Source organism: Lichenicola cladoniae (genome assembly GCF_013201075.1).
In the GTDB taxonomy this organism is placed as follows: Bacteria; Pseudomonadota; Alphaproteobacteria; order Acetobacterales; family Acetobacteraceae; genus Lichenicola; species Lichenicola cladoniae.
Window position 1 is genome coordinate 53,455 of record NZ_CP053708.1, and the last position, 17,339, is coordinate 70,793.

A 17,339-nucleotide genomic window follows, 5' to 3' on the forward strand; every position below is an offset into this window, starting at 1 on the left:
TGGCAGTACGCATAAGTTCAGACCGATCATCAGGCACTGTTTAATGGTGCCCACGAGCTCGCTTCCGGAGTTGCTATCGACGCCGAGCCAGAACGGCGCCACCTGCAAGCCCGAGCGCCATTGCTGCATAGACGGCGGCCATGCCTCGCTCGGAAAGTACGAACTCCCATCCGGGCGTGAAACGCTTCGGCGTCGCGATGTAGTCGGCCGCCGCCGCAACGATCGACATGACCATTGCGTCCTGAACCGCGGGCAGGACCGCGACGGGACGCCGATGCATGATCCAGCGCTCGAACAGGACCGCCCAGAACAAGGTTGCCGCGGTGTGGGTCGCAAACCCGACCCCGGTATGGACGAGATCCGCTCGTTTGACCGACGCGGCCCGTTCGCCGTTCAGCCAGTGGCTCGTCGCGTTGACCGGCTGAAGGGCACCTTTGCCCTCAAGCCGCGCCACCACAGCAAGCGCGATGCTCGAAGTGGCACTTGCCAGCGTGCCTGACACGAAAGCACGTCGCAGTATCCCAGGCCAGTTGGACATCGTCTTCTCCGTAAGCAAGGATTTAGCGAACGGTGCGGCAGGGTGCCTGTTCCCCGACAGAGCGCCTGAACCCCTGAACGCTGGAGTGGATCGCCGCTTTCCGCTATTCCCCGGCCTGATCCGGAGCGCAGCCCATGACCCAACCGCTCTTCGAGCGCCTCACCGTGATCGGGCTCGGGCTGATCGGCAGCTCGCTCGCCCGGCGTGCGATGCAGGACGGCAGCATCGCCCGCGAGGTGGTGGCCTACGATGCCAGCCCGACGGTCCGCACGCGCGTCGCGGAGCTCGGCATCGTTCATCGCGTGGCCGATACCGGGCAGGAAGCGGTGCAGGACGCCGATTGCGTCGTGCTGTGCGTGCCGGTCGGCGCGATGGCTCCTTCCGCGGCTGCCATCATTCCATACATGCGGACCGGCGCGATCCTGACCGATGTGGGCTCGACCAAGCAGTCGGTCATTCGCGAGATCCAGCCTTTCTTGCGGCCGGACCTGCATTTCGTGCCGGCGCATCCGATCGCCGGGACGGAATATTCTGGACCGGATGCCGGGTTCTCGACCTTGTTCGAGGGCCGCTGGACCCTGATCACCCCGATCGAGGGCGGTGATCCTGAACCGGTCGCGAAGGTCGCGGCGCTATGGCAGCTTTGCGGGGCGATGACCCGGGAGATGGATGCGGCGCATCATGATCGCGCGCTGGCGATCGTCAGCCATCTGCCGCATCTGCTGGCCTTCACGATCTGTGGTACCGCCGACGATCTGGAGGGCGAGAGCCGGAACGAAGTGCTGCAGTTCGCCGCCTCCGGCTTCCGTGACTTCACCCGGATCGCGGCGTCCGATCCGACCATGTGGCGCGACGTGTTCCTCAACAACCGGGAGGCGCTGCTCGAGATGCTGGCGCGCTTCACCGAGGATGCTCAGGCAATGGCGCGCGCGATCCGCTGGGGCGACGAGGAGTTCATCGTCGATCGGATCGAGCGCGGCCGGCGTATTCGACGCAGCCTCATCGAGATCAAACAGGCCTGATCAGAACGCGATGAACATCCAGGCGAGAATGGAGAACGGCACCAGCGCCATGCCGAAGCGCATCGCGGCGTCGGCGCCCTGGACCAGATGCGTGCTCGGGATCGGGTTCGATGCGCGGGCGGACGGAGCCGTCCAGTGGATCGAGCGGGCTGGCTGCGCGGCGCGGAAGCTGTAGGAAGCCGAACGGCCTGCAGTCGCTGTCATGGTTGCCATGGTGTGTTCCCTTCTGGTGCCGGCCTTGATCGGCCTGAACCAGCTATTGCAGGGGGTGTGCCACACCTCGAAAACCTTTAACTCGTTGATATATATCGGATTACCCAGAGCTGATCAACAATGGTAAATCAGAAGCCGGCAATTCTCCGCGAACAATGCTGATCCTTGAAAGAAAGTGGTGTAATTGCCCGATTTAATTTATCTCTGGCCGGACAGCACTTCGATCTGATCCCACACCATGGCGATTTTCGGCAGGCTCCGGCCGCCGACTTGCGTTGTCGAGCGCATGGCAGCGCGGCCGCCCAGGTGCTCGTAGAACCAGCGGCTCGGGTTATCCGCCAGCACCCAGAGGAACATCGACCGGCAGGAGAGCCCGGCGAGATGGCGGGCCGCCGCAAGCAGGAGCGAGCGGCCGATCCCCTGATCGCGCCAGTCATCGAGAACGTAGAGGGTTTCCACCTCGCCGTCGGCCAGACCGACGTTGCCGGCCCCGGTCGGCGATGCCGAGCTGAATCCGACGATGCTTGGTTCTCCCCTGGCGGACGCCCCCAGTACGCGGGCGACCAGCACCCCCGGATCACGATGGATCATGCGCTGGTAATGAAAACCGAGGCTCTGGGCAGAAAGCCCGGTCAGGGTGTGATCCGGCAGCACCCCGGGATACGCCGTGCGCCAGACCGCCACATGCACCGCGGCGATCCCGGCCGCTTCGTCGAGCCGTGCGTGCCCGATCGTCACGTCGGGCAGGTTCTGGTCATCGGTATTCACTGCAAGGACATGGGATGCGGCTTGGAGCCTTGCCAGGGCATTTCCTTGCATCCGAAACACCGGCGTGATTGCCTGAGACCATACGCGGAACAGGAGAATCCTATGCAGTGGAAAACCCCGACGATCGTCGAAATCGTCCTCGGCGCGGAAATCAACAGCTACGTCTGCGGCGAGGCCGACTGAACTGGTGCCGCCTGCCAGACAGGCGGCGCCAGCTCTCCCAGTGCCGGCCGTCTCATGATCGAGGCGATTGTGCTGGGTGCCGGAGCCGGCGGTGGCTTCCCGCAATGGAACTCCAATGCGCCTGGCTGCGTCCGGGCACGCGCCCGTGACCCGGCCGCCGCCGCCTGCACACAGGCTTCGATCGCGATCACCGCCGATCGCCTGCGCTGGTTCATACTCAATGCGTCGCCCGACCTGCGCATCCAGATCGAGCGCACGCCGGCACTTCATCCAGTCGGCGGACTGCGCTCGACCCCGATCGCCGGCGTCATCCTGACCGGCGGCGAGGTCGATACCATCACCGGCCTGCTGTGCCTGCGCGAGGGCCAGCCGTTCCGGTTGCTGGCAACGGCCGAGGTGCTGTCCCGCCTCGACCAGAATCCGATTTTCGAGGTGTTATCGCGCGCCCTGGTGCCGCGGATCGCGCTGACGCCCGGCCATAAGCTCATGCTGATGGCGCCGCAGGATGGGCGATCGGGTCTCTGGGTGACCGGCTTTCCGGTGCCGGGCAAGGTGCCGCTCTATGCCGAGGCCGGGTCCGCGCGTCCGGCTGATGCATTGGTGGACGGAGAGACCTTCGGGCTCGAGATCAGCGACGGGGTGCGCCGGCTGGTATTCGTGCCGGGTTGCGCGGTGATGACGCCGGACCTCCGCTTGCGTCTCGACGGCGCCGACTGCGTGTTCTTCGACGCGACGCTGTGGCAGGACGACGAGATGATCCAGGCCGGGCTCGGGGTGAAAACCGGACGGCGCATGGGCCATATGTCCATCAGCGGAGCTGGCGGCGTGTTCGACAGTTTCCGCGGCCTGGCGATCGAGCGGAAGATCCTGATCCATATGAACAACTCGAATCCGGTGCTGCTGTCCGACTCTGCTGAGCGCCGGTCCGCCCACGACCACGGTTGGGATGTGGCGCATGACGGCATGGTCGTCAGTCTGTGACTCCCGCGATGTCGCCGGACCAGCTCGAGGCGGCACTTCGACAGATCGGCGCCGAGCGCTACCACAACCTGCATCCGTTCCACCGCGCCCTGCATGACGGACGGCTCGACCGGATCCAGGTTCAGGCCTGGGCGCTGAACCGCTACTATTACCAGAGTCGAATCCCGGCGAAGGACGCCACCCTGCTGGCGCGGCTGCCGACCCCGGAGCTGCGCCGCGAATGGCGGTTGCGGCTGATCGACCACGATGGCGATGCGCCGGGAACCGGTGGCGTAACCCGCTGGCTGGCGCTGACCGACGGGCTCGGCCTCGACCGCGACCTGGTGGTGTCGCTGGATGCGCTGTTGCCGGCGACACGTTTCGCGGTTGATGCCTACGTGTCGTTCGTGCGCGAGCGGTCGATCCTGGAAGCCATTGCCTCGTCGCTGACCGAGCTGTTCTCGTCCAGCATCATCAGCGAGCGCGTGGCCGGCATGTTGCGCCACTATGACTTCGTGAGCCCCGAGACCCTGTCCTATTTCACCCCGCGCCTGCTCCAGGCACCGCGGGATTCGGATTTCGCCCTGGCCTATGTCCGCGAGCATGCCCGCACGTCCGAGCAGCAGGCGGCGGTGCTGGACGCGTTGAGGTTCAAGTGCTCGGTGCTGTGGTCGATGCTGGATGCGCTCGAACATGCCTACGTCACGCCCGGCCATGTTCCCCCCGGCGCATTCCGGCCGACGTGAAGCGATGAACGAGACCAGCATCCCGGTGTTCGTGCGCGGCACGCGCTTCCAGCAGGACAAGGTGCGTGACCAGTGGGTGGTACTGGCGCCGGAGAAGGCTTTCCTGCCCGACCCGATCGCCGTCGAGATCCTGAAGCTGGTGGATGGCAGCCGCAGCATCGGCGACATCATCGACACGCTGACGGCACGGTTCGAGGCACCGCGCGCGACCATCGCCACCGACGTGATCGACCTGGCGATCGATCTGGCGCGCCGGCGGTTGCTGAAGGCATGAACGCGTTCGCTGGCACGCCGCCGGCGCCTATGAGCCTGCTGGCGGAGCTCACCCATCGCTGCCCGCTGCAGTGCCCGTACTGTTCCAATCCGGTGGCACTCGATCGACGCGAGACCGAGCTGGAGACGTCGGAGTGGCTGCGCGTCCTGGATGAGGCAGCGGCGCTCGGGGTGCTGCAGGTGCATTTCTCCGGCGGCGAGCCGATGGCGCGCGCCGACCTTGCCGAGCTGGTGAGGCATGCCGCGGGGCTCGGGCTCTACACGAACCTGATCACTTCCGGCGTCATGATGGATGCGGTCTCGCTGGCGGCGCTGGTGGCGGCAGGCCTAGACCACGTGCAGCTCTCGTTCCAGGATGTCGATCCGGCCGGTGCGGAGCGTATCGGCGGATTGCGCGGCGGCCAGGCGCGCAAGCTCGAGGCAGCCCGGCTGATGGCGGCGGACGGGATACCGCTCACCATCAATTTCGTCATCCACCGGCAGAACTGTGACCGGGTGACGGACATGATCGCGCTTGCCCACAAGCTCGGAGCCGCCCGGGTGGAGATCGCGCATGTGCAGTATCATGGCTGGGCGCAGGTCAATCGCGACGCATTGCTGCCGAATCGCGACCAGCTCGATGCCGCGACGCTGGCGGTGCAGCAGGCCCGGACGCTGTATGGCGATGCGCTGGCGATCGACTACGTGACCCCCGATTATCATGGCACGCGGCCGAAGCCCTGCATGGGCGGATGGGGGCAGCGCTTCCTCAACGTCACGCCGGCCGGAGAGGTGCTGCCGTGCCATGCGGCGCAGAGCATTCCCGGCATGGTGTTCCCGTCGGTCCGGCACGCAGGCCTGCGGGCGATCTGGGAGAGCGCGCCCGCCTTCCAGCGCTTCAGGGGCACAGACTGGATGTCTGAAACCTGCCGGTCCTGCGCCCTGAAGGAGGTTGATTGGGGCGGCTGCCGCTGCCAGGCCATGGCCCTGACCGGCGATCCATCGGCGACCGATCCGGTGTGCAGCCGGTCACCTGCACGCGAGGTGGTCGATCGTATCCTGGCCGGTGTCCCGGATCAGGCGCCCGAACTCGCGTATCGACGGTTCCTCAGCTGAGAAGCCGGTACCTGGCACGCGCAGGGTAGCGTATCGGCTCGCCGCCCCGGCAGCCTCATCGACCATTGCTCAGATAATGCTGATCCAGTGCCGGTCCTCGTCCGTCAACCGCAGCTCCTCCTCGATTTCCGCATCGAGCCGGAAGATCAGCAGGGCGAACAACCCACCCAGCATCGCGACACCGCCGGTGATTGCGGCAACCATCCAGAACGACATCGTGCTTCCTCCGGTACAGAAGCGCCAAGGTAGGGGGAGATGTCCGGAACCGCTCGATCCATCGAGGCTCGTTGTGTTGCGAAGTGCCGCAACGACGTTACCGATCGATAGATCCGGCGATCAGGGGCCTCAGTAGCCAGCCGGGCCACCGAGCGAGGCAGCGCCGCCTGTCGAGCCTGAGAACCCGTTGATGCCGCCGGCTGGTGCGTTATCGCGGAAACCGGGCTCGTTGCCCTGCCCGCCGTCGCCATGCCGGCCACCATTGCCACGCAAGGCCTGATCGGATGATGCCGGAGCCGAACCACGGCTGGCGGGGGCCAGATCGAACGGGCTGCTCGGATGCGGCGGCGCCGGGGAGCAGGCCGCGACGAACCCGAGCGTGCAGAGCCCGAACAGGCTGCGGGCAATCGTTTTCGAGCTCATAGTTCGACTCCAGGACGCTGCGCCGGCCGCTTATTTCCAGCACTTGTGCTGCAGGTAGATAGCCGGATCAATGCCACCGATCAGCAGCGCATTCGGGCCGAACGTGTCGCCGCTCAAATCATCCCGGACGCCATTCACGCTGAAGGTGGCGCCGGGACGTCCGGTAAAGACCTGATCGGCGATTCGGGCGAAGTCGTCGCAGGCAGCGACCACGCCATCGGGCTTCACACCGAGGACCGCAGGCTTGACCGCTGCTATGGGTGACCCTGTCCGCGCCACCAGGGCGAGTGTGAACAGACCCGTTTGAAACCAGCTCATATATTCCTCTGCGCGATCCAGGTCGCGCGATGCGGCATAGCGAATGGTGCCTCCGCTGGAGGCCGTCATGAGCAGTCAACGATCGGGCTGTGGCACCAATTTGCAGTTTTGGACACGAAATGTATCTCGTGCCGAAAGCCGGTATCCGCTCGCCCCATCATACGCCGCTGCCGGCCCAAAGGGGTTAATAATCGTTCAGCTGATCTCCGGAGCAACCTGCCCGGCGTGCCGTCGTTCATGCTGGGCAACGCCGCGGCGAGCTCCAATGCCGGGCTTGAACGAGACGTCGAGGCGTATTCCGGATCGGGCTGTAGCCGAAACCTAAATCGGCTAACATCGAGATGGGATTGAACCATAGGAGAGCCGGATGAACAGGATAATGATCGCAGTCTTATTGCTGGGATCTACGCTGGCGATGTCGGGGTGCGACGTCACGGGTCACGCGAAGCCGATGGGCGCCAGTGCCGCTCAACCGGGGGTCCAACTCGGCTCGCCGGGTAACGGCGCTCCCTGACCCCGTTGCAGGTCGTCTGTCGTATCAGATGAGACAAGGCGGGTCGGCGTTGCTGCGGAGGTTCGTCCAGGCTGGGATCCTCCTCCGTCGCAGGCTGCCTGGGTGGTCCGGCTCGTGCGGGCGGCCGTCTCCGCGTCTTTGATCATCCATCGATGCCGCATCGTCCGACCATTGAATCGGACGGTTGGCAACTCTTCATCCTTCGTTCAATCTCTGCAGTAGCATCAGCGCTTCGTAGATAAGTGGCGACTGGTTCGCGTGTCGGCGCACTCCTGACGTCGCCAGAGTCTATCTGAGCGCGATGCATGAAGCGTCCGCAGAACCGGCGCCTGGAACCTCAATCGTGAAGGCAATGAACGACGAGGTAATTGATCTTGTCTGCTACAGCAATAAAATCGGTCGGGCGCAGGGCAAGCGCACCCTCGAACGGATAATCGAGAAGCCGCGCAATCACCAGAATGCTGACAATGCTTCCGACGAAGCAGGCCGACAGGGCTATGGACATACCCTTGTGCTCGATCGCCGAAAACGCGACGAACAGGCTCAGGATGCAGGTAATTCCGATGAGAACATCCCACAAGGGAACTGGAATACCGTTCGTTGCCTGAAAGATACGTGTTTCCCGTTCCTCGTGAGCCTTGGACAGAAGCGACAGCATCTCGCTTTTCTTGCCGTCGTCCTGGGCGGAGCCGAGCGTCAGGTTCGCAGCTTCCGTGACCAGTGCCGTCAAGCGATCGTCGGTCGTATGGCTCTCCCTGCGCTGCTCGGCCATGACAGGCCATTCATGATCTATGACCGACTTCAGATAGGAGCGCTCGGATTCCAGGATTGTCCTGGCCTGCTCGTGCGGCAGCGTCGCGGCGATCATGGCGGCCCCGTGCATGGCACCGACTTCGAGGTCGATCGCCTGGGCCGCCGCATTGTATTCGTCCCATGCCTCGCTGAACACGAAAGCGAGCAGCACCGCGAACACGACGCCGAGCTGCAGGAAAACGACGGAACCGACATCGTGATGACGGCGGCGAAAAGCGGCAGGAACGTGGCGCTGGATTAGAACAGTGATGATCACGCTCAGGATGGTGGCGACCATGATGACGGCAACGGAAGACGTGTAGCTCATCGATGACCGATCATCCTGGGTGCGATCCGAGGCTATAGTTGAACGTTCGACATCGTTAAGGATTGTCTTGTCGGCAGTCTATCAAGCGAACCGACGAATGGGATCCGGAAAGGCAATATCTTTCTTCAGACTGCCGGTATATTGGCCAAAGCGTGAAACATCTAGACGATATTAGACTTTGTATCGAGTAAATAACGATAGAGGTCAAAAGGAGACTATCGCCGGGCAGTGCTCTTCGCGCATTGATGCCTCCGTTTAACGGATCAGAGATCGATGACGAATATGGCCGGCCTTTCCCCTCAGTCGCAGAGGCTGCACGGCCTCGACGCGATGCGGCTGCTGCTGATGCTGCTCGGGATCCCCTACCATGCCGCGCTGATCTACAACGTCGATCCGGGTTGGATCATCCACTCCAGAGATACGTCGTCGCTGCTGACCAACGTGTCGATCGTGCTGCACAGCTTCCGGCTCGGGGCCTTCTTCATTCTCGCCGGCTTCTTCGCGTCGATCGTCGAGGTCCGGCAGGGTTCCGGCGTCTGGCTCAAGGCAAAGATGATCCAACTGGGTGTTCCGCTGCTGGCCTGTGCGTTGCTCTTGACGCCGCCGCAAATCTTCATCGCCGCGCTGGCTACCCAGAATCAACCGATGCAGCACCTGCGCGAGGCGCTGGATGCGGTCCTGGTGGTGGCATCGCACCCGAGCAAGCTATGGGTGCTGCATCTGTGGTTCCTGATCGATCTGCTGCTGATCTGCGCGGCGTTCGGCTTGTGTGCCCGGGCGGTGGCCTCACGGCCGGTGGCACGCTGGCTGGACTCGGCGGAGCGTTTCGCCGTCCGCCACCCGTCAGCAACGCTGGCAGCACTCCTGTGCGTGTTCCTGGCCATGACGCTCGGCATCCAGCTGTTCCACATGGCGCTGCACGTCCATGAGGTCAGCTTGTTGTCCGGGCTGATCCAGGTCCAGTCCACGCTCTACTACGGTGCTTTCTTCTTGCTCGGCGTCGCCCTGCAGCGCCGGCGGGGTTTGCTGAACTGGTTCCAGAGCTTCAGCGCGGCCAACCTGGTGGTTGCGATCGTCGCGCCGGTGCTGTGCGTCATGGCGGCGCGTAGTGCGTCGCATCTTGCGCAGACCAGCCTGATGTTCTTTCAGTCGATCAGCGCAATCTGCATTGCCCGGGTGCTGTTCTGGGCTGCCATGCGGTTCATGCAGCAGCCGAACCGTGGCATCAAGCGCGGCGCGGATGCCGCCTTCACCGTCTACCTGATCCATCACCCCATCGTCGCGGCACTTGGATTTCTCTGCCTGTGGATGCAGTTCCCTCCCTTGCTGGCGTGGAGCGGTATCGTCGTTCTCACGACCATCCTGTCGCTCGGTTTCCACGACCTCGTGGTGACGCGCAGCAAAATCCTCGGCTTTCTGCTCAATGGCAGGTGGGCGGGGCGTGGCCTCGGTGCAGCTGTCGGTCGGGTCGTCGCCGTGGGGTAAACCCGGACAAACTCCGGGCCGGCAATTCGCGGCTTGAAACCCGGCGACGATCTAGATGGGTGATGCCGGTCTGCGGCCGATGCGATCGGACCGGTCCATTGGTTGGCTTGCGAGTTTTGCGAGCAGGGTTTCGGCCCTGCGCTGGCTGAGGACTTTCCCGTTGGCGTCGTTGTCGCGGAGCCAGCCTTCGATGCGTGCGAGCGGGCTGCGCTTGGTCCAGGGCCGGCGCAGCAGTTCGGCCGTCAGCTGCGGCTGGTCGATGGGGACGTCGATGCGGGTGCGGTTGCGTTCCAGCCAGTCGGCCTCGAAGCGGAGCGCCTGCGGGAACAGGGCGACCACCTGGTCCTCGTCGGTCGGGGTGGCGACGATCCTGGGGGTGCCGCCCAGGGCCGCGACCAGTGCTGCAGCAAGGTCGCGTCCGCGGCGGGCCAGGTGGCCGAGCTGGGTGGCGCGCGGGTTCATCTCGATCAGGTAGTAGAGCCCGGTCGCGGTCTCGATCATGAAGTCGAGGCCGAACAGGCCCGAGGCGCCGACCCGGCGGGCGACGATGGCGGCGGCGGCCTCCATCTCGGGGCAGTCCACCATCCTGACCACGGTGGCGGCGCCGATGCCGTTCTGCGCCCTGAGCACGTCGACGCTGAGTGTGTCCAGCAGGTGTCCGTCCCGGCAGGCGGCCATGATGTTGGCCTGCCTTCCCTCGATGAAGGCCTGCACGGTGACGGTGCGGCGCTCGCGGCGCAGGCACTGCACGAACGGGAACGGGTCGCCGTCGAACAGCAGGATGCGCACGGCGCGGCGCAGGGTCAGCGGCTGCGACATGGCGAGGAAGGCGGCCTCGGCGTCGGCCAGGGTATGCACGACGCTGACCCCGGAGCCGCCCCAGCTGCCCTCGGTCTTGATCACGCAGCGGCCCGGGCGTGCGGCGAACCAGGCGCGCAGGTCGTCCACGCCAGCGATCGAGCGTCCGGCGGGCACGCGGACGCCGTCGGCCTGCACGGCCTGCAGCAGGCGGTCGCGGGTGCCGCTCAGCGAGAAGCCGGCGGGCGCGCCGAGCGAGCGCTCGATCAGCGCGCGCAACGCGATGCTGTCGGGATCGTGGGCGGTGGCGGAGGCGTGCAGCGCATGCAGGTGCGCGACGACGCGATCGTCGGTGGGGACGATGAGATCAGGGGTTTCCTGGCGGATGGCACGTGCCAGCGTGTCGAGCGGGGCGAGGGCGGAATAAGCGTGGACGGCGCGCAGGCTGCGCAGCACCCGCATCGGGTGACCGTGCGGACAGATCGCCGACACCAGGGCACCGTGGCCATGGAACGCCACCGCCAGGCGCGCCGCCGACGGCCACCACGTGGTCGTCGCGATAAGGACCCTGAGCTGGTTCATGGGTGCTGGGTAAGCCTCGGCAACAGTCGGCATCTGAAGTTTCAAGACAAAGGGTCAGCACAAACAAGTGAGTGTTAATCATTAAGTCGTTAAAAAAAGAATTGATGCAGAACATTAGTATTCGACGATGATTTAGATATAATCCAACCCAGTTTACTCGTTCCGACATTGAGAGACCATGCCATGGAGCGCAAGACCGACATCGCCATCATTGGTGCGGGGCCCTACGGATTATCGATTGCGGCCCACCTCAAGGCGAAGGGGGTGGATTTCCGGATCTTCGGAACATCGATGGGTGTGTGGCGTGACAACATGCCGCACGGCATGTTCCTCAAGTCCGAGGGGTTCGCCTCCGACCTGTTCGACCCGAAGGGCGAACTGACGCTCGAGAAATACTGCAAGGCGCACGGATATCCCTACGCCCATATCGGCGTGCCGGTGTCTCGTGAGCTGTTCTGCGAGTATGGCTTGGCGTTCCAGCAGCGGTTCGCGCCCGACCTGGATGCACGCCACGTGATCGAGGTGCAGCCGGCCGAGGGCGGCTTTGTGCTTCGTCTCGAGAATGGCGAGACGGTGCAGGCCGGCCGCGTGATCGTGGCGGTCGGCATCAGCCACTATGCCTATGTCCCGCCCGAGCTTGCCAAGCTTCCGGCCAACGTCATGCGCCACAGCTCGCAGCAGCAGGCGCTTGCCAACTATGCCGGGCAGACGGTGGCGGTGATCGGTGCGGGATCGTCCGCGGTCGACATGGCTGGGCTTCTGCACCAGGCCGGCGCCAGCACGAAACTGCTGACGCGGCGTGCCAAGATCTGGTTCCACCATCCGCCGGTGAAGCTGGGCGGGCTCAAGCGCGTGACCTCGAAGATCACCCGCCCGCGCTCGGGCCTCGGCTTTGGCTGGCGCTCGCGGCTGGCCTGCGACATGCCGATCATCTTCCACCACATGCCGTCGCGGTTCAGGATCCGCGTCACGCGCGGCCATCTGGGGCCATCCGCGAGCTGGATGACCCGCCGGCTGGTGGAGGACAAGGTCGATGTCCGGCTCGAGATGACGCTGCAGGACGCCACGGTCCGCGACGGCCGGCCGGTGCTGACGTTCGGCAAGACCGATGGCCAGGTCGAGGAAGTGGTGGTGGATCACGTCGTCGCCGGCACCGGCTACAAGGTCGATGTCGAGCGCCTGGGCTTTCTCGATGACAGCATCCGGGCCCGCATCACGCAGGAACAGAAGACGCCGGTGCTGACGCGGAACTTCGAGTCGTCCTACCCCGGTCTGTATTTCGTCGGCGTGTCAGCGGCGAACAGCTTCGGGCCGCTGCTGCGCTTTGCCTGGGGCGCACGCTTCACCGCACGCCGCCTCGCCGCTCACCTCGCGTAGGATACAGAGCTACTCGATTCTACATCGGGCTTGTGCTCGCCCCTGAATCACGGAGTGCGTCATCTGGAGAAGTGAACTGATCCAGATGACGCAGACCCGGACATAATTCGTCCATAATCGTCTGGCCTAGTAATCTAATAAGGCTACGGGACAACACGTGTGATCCGCACGGGACGTAAGTATTACGTCGGAAGACTTGCTTTCGGCTGGTGAGCCGATCGAACACTGGTGAATTTACAGTCGTTTCAATGTCTGCGCGAGCCAAGGGTGGACGGTGATGTCATATTTGTCGGTTATCACCTAACGAAGTGGTCAGCAGCTACAGCAGCTACAGCAGGTAGTCTAGGATGTGAATCCACCCTTTTGAGACGAACGCCAACGAGGGATCGAGATCACTGCGCCGCAGGATGACACTGCGTTTCGCCAGCGACGACCCGATATGGTGGTGGAATTACCAGACGCTTCCATTGGTTGGCTTGCGAGTTTTGCGAGCAGGGTTTCGGCCCTGCGCTGGCTGAGGACTTTCCCGTTGGCGTCGTTGTCGCGGAGCCAGCCTTCGATGCGTGCGAGCGGGCTGCGCTTGGTCCAGGGCCGGCGCAGCAGTTCGGCCGTCAGCTGCGGCTGGTCGATGGGGACGTCGATGCGGGTGCGGTTGCGTTCCAGCCAGTCGGCCTCGAAGCGGAGCGCCTGCGGGAACAGGGCGACCACCTGGTCCTCGTCGGTCGGGGTGGCGACGATCCTGGGGGTGCCGCCCAGGGCCGCGACCAGTGCTGCAGCAAGGTCGCGTCCGCGGCGGGCCAGGTGGCCGAGCTGGGTGGCGCGCGGGTTCATCTCGATCAGGTAGTAGAGCCCGGTCGCGGTCTCGATCATGAAGTCGAGGCCGAACAGGCCCGAGGCGCCGACCCGGCGGGCGACGATGGCGGCGGCGGCCTCCATCTCGGGGCAGTCCACCATCCTGACCACGGTGGCGGCGCCGATGCCGTTCTGCGCCCTGAGCACGTCGACGCTGAGTGTGTCCAGCAGGTGTCCGTCCCGGCAGGCGGCCATGATGTTGGCCTGCCTTCCCTCGATGAAGGCCTGCACGGTGACGGTGCGGCGCTCGCGGCGCAGGCACTGCACGAACGGGAACGGGTCGCCGTCGAACAGCAGGATGCGCACGGCGCGGCGCAGGGTCAGCGGCTGCGACATGGCGAGGAAGGCGGCCTCGGCGTCGGCCAGGGTATGCACGACGCTGACCCCGGAGCCGCCCCAGCTGCCCTCGGTCTTGATCACGCAGCGGCCCGGGCGTGCGGCGAACCAGGCGCGCAGGTCGTCCACGCCAGCGATCGAGCGTCCGGCGGGCACGCGGACGCCGTCGGCCTGCACGGCCTGCAGCAGGCGGTCGCGGGTGCCGCTCAGCGAGAAGCCGGCGGGCGCGCCGAGCGAGCGCTCGATCAGCGCACGCAACGCGATGCTGTCGGGATCGTGGGCGGTGGCGGATGCGTGCAGCGCATGCAGGTGCGCGACGACGCGATCGTCGGTGGGGACGATGAGATCGGGGGTTTCCTGGCGGATGGCACGTGCCAGCGTGTCGAGCGGGGCGAGGGCGGAATAAGCGTGGACGGCGCGCAGGCTGCGCAGCACCCGCATCGGGTGACCGTGCGGGCAGATCGCCGACACCGCGGCACCGTGGCCATGGAACGCCACCGCCAGGCGCGCCGCCGACGGCCACCACGTGGTCGTCGCGATGAAGATTTTAAGTTGACCCATTTATCGTGAGTAAACCTGAGGGCGATAATTTCCTAGACATTCAACTGTAAAGTTTAGGTTATCCAACAATAGCAGTATTAAGCCGTTAATCGTGGCCTGATGGTGAGAATATTCTCGTCGTCTACAATCTGTAGTAGTATCGTGCTTGGCCTGGACGCTGAGACATTGAGAGACCATGCCATGGAGCGCAAGACCGACATCGCCATCATTGGTGCGGGGCCCTACGGATTATCGATTGCGGCCCACCTCAAGGCGAAGGGGGTGGATTTCCGGATCTTCGGAACATCGATGGGTGTGTGGCGTGACAACATGCCGCACGGCATGTTCCTCAAGTCCGAGGGGTTCGCCTCCGACCTGTTCGACCCGAAGGGCGAACTGACGCTCGAGAAATACTGCAAGGCGCACGGATATCCCTACGCCCATATCGGCGTGCCGGTGTCTCGTGAGCTGTTCTGCGAGTATGGCTTGGCGTTCCAGCAGCGGTTCGCGCCCGACCTGGATGCACGCCACGTGATCGAGGTGCAGCCGGCCGAGGGCGGCTTTGTGCTTCGTCTCGAGAATGGCGAGACGGTGCAGGCCGGCCGCGTGATCGTGGCGGTCGGCATCAGCCACTATGCCTATGTCCCGCCCGAGCTTGCCAAGCTTCCGGCCAACGTCATGCGCCACAGCTCGCAGCAGCAGGCGCTTGCCAACTATGCCGGGCAGACGGTGGCGGTGATCGGTGCGGGATCGTCCGCGGTCGACATGGCTGGGCTTCTGCACCAGGCCGGCGCCAGCACGAAACTGCTGACGCGGCGTGCCAAGATCTGGTTCCACCATCCGCCGGTGAAGCTGGGCGGGCTCAAGCGCGTGACCTCGAAGATCACCCGCCCGCGCTCGGGCCTCGGCTTTGGCTGGCGCTCGCGGCTGGCCTGCGACATGCCGATCATCTTCCACCACATGCCGTCGCGGTTCAGGATCCGCGTCACGCGCGGCCATCTGGGGCCATCCGCGAGCTGGATGACCCGCCGGCTGGTGGAGGACAAGGTCGATGTCCGGCTCGAGATGACGCTGCAGGACGCCACGGTCCGCGACGGCCGGCCGGTGCTGACGTTCGGCAAGACCGATGGCCAGGTCGAGGAAGTGGTGGTGGATCACGTCGTCGCCGGCACCGGCTACAAGGTCGATGTCGAGCGCCTGGGCTTTCTCGATGACAGCATCCGGGCCCGCATCACGCAGGAACAGAAGACGCCGGTGCTGACGCGGAACTTCGAGTCGTCCTACCCCGGTCTGTATTTCGTCGGCGTGTCGGCGGCGAACAGCTTCGGGCCGCTGCTGCGCTTTGCCTGGGGCGCACGCTTCACCGCACGCCGCCTCGCCGCTCACCTCGCGTAGAATACAGAGCTTACGATCGAGGAAGAATGGTGCCGACTGGCCTGTTCTTCCTCAACGGGAGCGGGTGATTTCCAGCCGGAACCCGGAACGGCCTGACTCGCTTACGTTCGCTACGGTTTTCAGGATGCACGTGTGAAGACCACATACGGCGTTCCGGACACAGGCTGTCATGCGTTCAGCATGCTGCCGTCCTGACCGGCACGGCATTGCGTGAAGTAGTTTGTAATATTCGATAGATCCTCGCTGGCCCGGCTTGGACGTTATACTTTCCTGGAGCGACCGCGTGCACCGCATTCTTGATCTGGTCGGCCTTGTGGATACCTGCCTGTGAACCTTGTCCAATCGCGTCCCCTAATGGCAGTCGACCGTGCGCTCGTACATGGCGTTTCGGTGGCTCTCGCCACCTACAACGGTGCGCACTACCTCAAGGAGCAGCTGGATAGTCTGGCTGACCAGACATACCTCCCGTCGGAGCTCGTGGTAACCGATGACGGTTCCAGCGACGAGACTCTCGAGATGCTTGCCGAATTCGCCACGACCGCTCCGTTCCCGGTACGGATACACCGGAATCCGGTAAGGCTAGGCTACCGCGCCAATTTCATGCATGCGGCCAGCCTGTGCAGTGGCAGTCTGATCAGCTTCTGCGACCAGGACGATGTCTGGCGGCGGGACAATTTAGAACAGGTGGTGGCCGGGTTCGACGATCCGGATGTGTTGCTGGTGTTTCATAACGCCCTCCTGGTGAAGGCGGACCGCCAGCCGATCTCTCCGTTCTATGCGACCCCGCCCGTAGCGGGCTGCGCGCCGATCCTGACCCTCAATCCCTGGATGTTTGCCTGGGGCTTCATGCAGACCTTCCGGGCAGACCTGAAGAACGCGATGCCCGAATGGGAGCAGGCTCAGTGCCATCTTTTCCCCGGCGAGGTGCTTGGGCACGACATGTTCTTCTTTCTTCTCGCCGCATCGCTTGGAAAGGTTCGCTACCTCGACGAGATGCTGACTGAGTATCGCCAACATGACAACAACACGGTCGGTTCGAAGAAGCGGACTCCGCCGACGCTGATCGAGCGCTGGCGATATCGCTTCGAGGATAGGTCGGAAACCTATGGCCATCTCGCACATGTCGCGACCATCAACGCCGACTTGCTGGGCCAGTTGTCGCGTTCGGACGCCATGCCGGAGACGTTGAAGTCTGCCGCCGGCACGGCTGCGCAAGCCTGGCTGCCGATCGCCCGACTATATGGCGACCGGGCGCGATGCTGCAGGGGCGGTGCGATCGGGCGCCTCAAGGCGTTCCTGAGGCTTTGGCGAGCAGGGTTCTATGGCGAATCCAGTTTCTGGACCCTGGGCAGGAACGCCATGCTAAAGGATTTCGTGCTTGGCGTCATTTGCGCACCGCTGATTCTGCGCATCGGTGCCCGCTCGTCCCTAACCGATCGTACCTGCAGACGAGGACTAAGGACATTGGGACAAGCGCAGACGGCGAGCCGATAAAGGTATAGGCGCTTGGGAAGGGGGCGGCGCCGACCCACGGCGAGTCACCAAATGATAAGGATTAACGCTAAGGTTTATGGTGCCAATCCAG

The 17,339-nt window shown here is 64.2% G+C and carries 20 protein-coding genes; 11 read left to right on the plus strand and 9 right to left on the minus strand.

The annotated features are described in order from the left end of the window. Window positions 1–73: 73 nt before the first annotated feature. Window positions 74–538 (minus strand): hypothetical protein, encoded by a 465-nt coding sequence (locus tag HN018_RS00240; RefSeq protein ID WP_171834288.1) that lies wholly within the window; start codon window positions 536–538, stop codon window positions 74–76. Window positions 539–672: 134 nt separating this feature from the next. On the opposite strand from HN018_RS00240, the gene HN018_RS00245 reads away from it, so the two are divergent. Next, window positions 673–1,560 (plus strand): prephenate/arogenate dehydrogenase family protein, encoded by an 888-nt coding sequence (locus HN018_RS00245; protein ID WP_171834289.1) that lies wholly within the window; start codon window positions 673–675, stop codon window positions 1,558–1,560. On the opposite strand, the gene HN018_RS00250 is transcribed toward HN018_RS00245, so the two are convergent. After that, window positions 1,561–1,773 (minus strand): hypothetical protein, encoded by a 213-nt coding sequence (locus tag HN018_RS00250; RefSeq protein WP_171834290.1) that lies wholly within the window; start codon window positions 1,771–1,773, stop codon window positions 1,561–1,563. Window positions 1,774–1,971: 198 nt separating this feature from the next. Continuing rightward, the gene (locus HN018_RS00255) at window positions 1,972–2,511 is read right to left on the minus strand and encodes a GNAT family N-acetyltransferase (RefSeq protein WP_239478899.1); all 540 of its coding nucleotides are present in this window, start codon (window positions 2,509–2,511) and stop codon (window positions 1,972–1,974) included. Here HN018_RS00255 and pqqA point away from each other — a divergent pair. From pqqA to pqqE, 5 genes are read left to right on the plus strand one after another with little or no spacing between them, the layout of a single operon-like run. After that, window positions 2,497–2,724, plus strand: coding sequence for a pyrroloquinoline quinone precursor peptide PqqA (pqqA, locus tag HN018_RS28515; protein ID WP_239478901.1), 228 nt, complete (start codon window positions 2,497–2,499; stop codon window positions 2,722–2,724). The genes HN018_RS00255 and pqqA overlap by 15 nt on opposite strands. A 54-nt stretch (window positions 2,725–2,778) precedes the next feature. Next, window positions 2,779–3,705, plus strand: a complete 927-nt coding sequence (pqqB, locus tag HN018_RS00265; RefSeq protein ID WP_171834292.1) for a pyrroloquinoline quinone biosynthesis protein PqqB — start codon at window positions 2,779–2,781, stop codon at window positions 3,703–3,705. Window positions 3,706–3,713: 8 nt separating this feature from the next. Then, window positions 3,714–4,430, plus strand: a complete 717-nt coding sequence (pqqC, locus tag HN018_RS00270) for a pyrroloquinoline-quinone synthase PqqC (RefSeq protein WP_171834293.1) — start codon at window positions 3,714–3,716, stop codon at window positions 4,428–4,430. 4 nt (window positions 4,431–4,434) lie between these two features. Further along, the gene (gene pqqD, locus HN018_RS00275; protein WP_171834294.1) at window positions 4,435–4,704 is read left to right on the plus strand and encodes a pyrroloquinoline quinone biosynthesis peptide chaperone PqqD; all 270 of its coding nucleotides are present in this window, start codon (window positions 4,435–4,437) and stop codon (window positions 4,702–4,704) included. Further along, entirely contained in the window at window positions 4,701–5,798 is a 1,098-nt protein-coding gene (gene pqqE, locus HN018_RS00280) for a pyrroloquinoline quinone biosynthesis protein PqqE (RefSeq protein ID WP_171834295.1), read from the plus strand. The genes pqqD and pqqE overlap by 4 nt, the downstream gene beginning before the upstream one ends. A 69-nt stretch (window positions 5,799–5,867) precedes the next feature. On the opposite strand, the gene HN018_RS00285 is transcribed toward pqqE, so the two are convergent. From HN018_RS00285 to HN018_RS00295, 3 genes are all read right to left on the minus strand, one after another. Continuing rightward, window positions 5,868–6,014 carry a hypothetical protein gene (locus HN018_RS00285; protein WP_171834296.1) on the minus strand — a complete coding sequence of 49 codons (147 nt, stop codon included), beginning with the start codon at window positions 6,012–6,014 and terminating at the stop codon, window positions 5,868–5,870. 129 nt (window positions 6,015–6,143) lie between these two features. Next, window positions 6,144–6,437, minus strand: a complete 294-nt coding sequence (locus HN018_RS00290; RefSeq protein WP_171834297.1) for a hypothetical protein — start codon at window positions 6,435–6,437, stop codon at window positions 6,144–6,146. 30 nt (window positions 6,438–6,467) lie between these two features. Beyond that, on the minus strand, window positions 6,468–6,824 hold the full coding sequence (locus HN018_RS00295; RefSeq protein WP_171834298.1) for a hypothetical protein: 357 nt from the start codon (window positions 6,822–6,824) through the stop codon (window positions 6,468–6,470). Window positions 6,825–7,122: 298 nt separating this feature from the next. Here HN018_RS00295 and HN018_RS00300 point away from each other — a divergent pair, with 298 nt between their 5' ends. After that, a complete protein-coding gene (locus HN018_RS00300) occupies window positions 7,123–7,269 on the plus strand; it encodes a hypothetical protein (protein ID WP_171834299.1) in 147 nt (48 codons plus the stop codon). A 337-nt stretch (window positions 7,270–7,606) separates the two neighbouring features. Here the strand turns inward: HN018_RS00300 and HN018_RS00305 are convergent, their stop codons facing one another. Further along, a complete protein-coding gene (locus HN018_RS00305) occupies window positions 7,607–8,359 on the minus strand; it encodes a bestrophin-like domain (RefSeq protein WP_171834300.1) in 753 nt (250 codons plus the stop codon). Window positions 8,360–8,662: 303 nt separating this feature from the next. Between HN018_RS00305 and HN018_RS00310 the strand changes: the two genes are divergently transcribed. Then, entirely contained in the window at window positions 8,663–9,874 is a 1,212-nt protein-coding gene (locus HN018_RS00310; protein ID WP_171834301.1) for an acyltransferase family protein, read from the plus strand. A 51-nt stretch (window positions 9,875–9,925) separates the two neighbouring features. Here the strand turns inward: HN018_RS00310 and HN018_RS00315 are convergent, their stop codons facing one another. Next, the gene (locus HN018_RS00315; protein WP_172443410.1) at window positions 9,926–11,254 is read right to left on the minus strand and encodes an ATP-grasp domain-containing protein; all 1,329 of its coding nucleotides are present in this window, start codon (window positions 11,252–11,254) and stop codon (window positions 9,926–9,928) included. A 183-nt stretch (window positions 11,255–11,437) separates the two neighbouring features. On the opposite strand from HN018_RS00315, the gene HN018_RS00320 reads away from it, so the two are divergent. Next, entirely contained in the window at window positions 11,438–12,631 is a 1,194-nt protein-coding gene (locus tag HN018_RS00320) for an NAD(P)-binding domain-containing protein (RefSeq protein ID WP_172443411.1), read from the plus strand. A 342-nt stretch (window positions 12,632–12,973) separates the two neighbouring features. On the opposite strand, the gene HN018_RS00325 is transcribed toward HN018_RS00320, so the two are convergent. Next, window positions 12,974–14,380 carry an ATP-grasp domain-containing protein gene (locus HN018_RS00325; protein ID WP_172443412.1) on the minus strand — a complete coding sequence of 469 codons (1,407 nt, stop codon included), beginning with the start codon at window positions 14,378–14,380 and terminating at the stop codon, window positions 12,974–12,976. 180 nt (window positions 14,381–14,560) lie between these two features. Here HN018_RS00325 and HN018_RS00330 point away from each other — a divergent pair, with 180 nt between their 5' ends. Together HN018_RS00330 and HN018_RS00335 are read left to right on the plus strand one after the other, a co-directional pair. Continuing rightward, on the plus strand, window positions 14,561–15,754 hold the full coding sequence (locus HN018_RS00330) for an NAD(P)-binding domain-containing protein (protein WP_172443411.1): 1,194 nt from the start codon (window positions 14,561–14,563) through the stop codon (window positions 15,752–15,754). Between the two features lie 354 nt (window positions 15,755–16,108). After that, complete coding sequence (locus HN018_RS00335) at window positions 16,109–17,248, plus strand: glycosyltransferase (RefSeq protein WP_171837194.1); 1,140 nt, start codon at window positions 16,109–16,111, stop codon at window positions 17,246–17,248. Window positions 17,249–17,339: the final 91 nt, after the last annotated feature.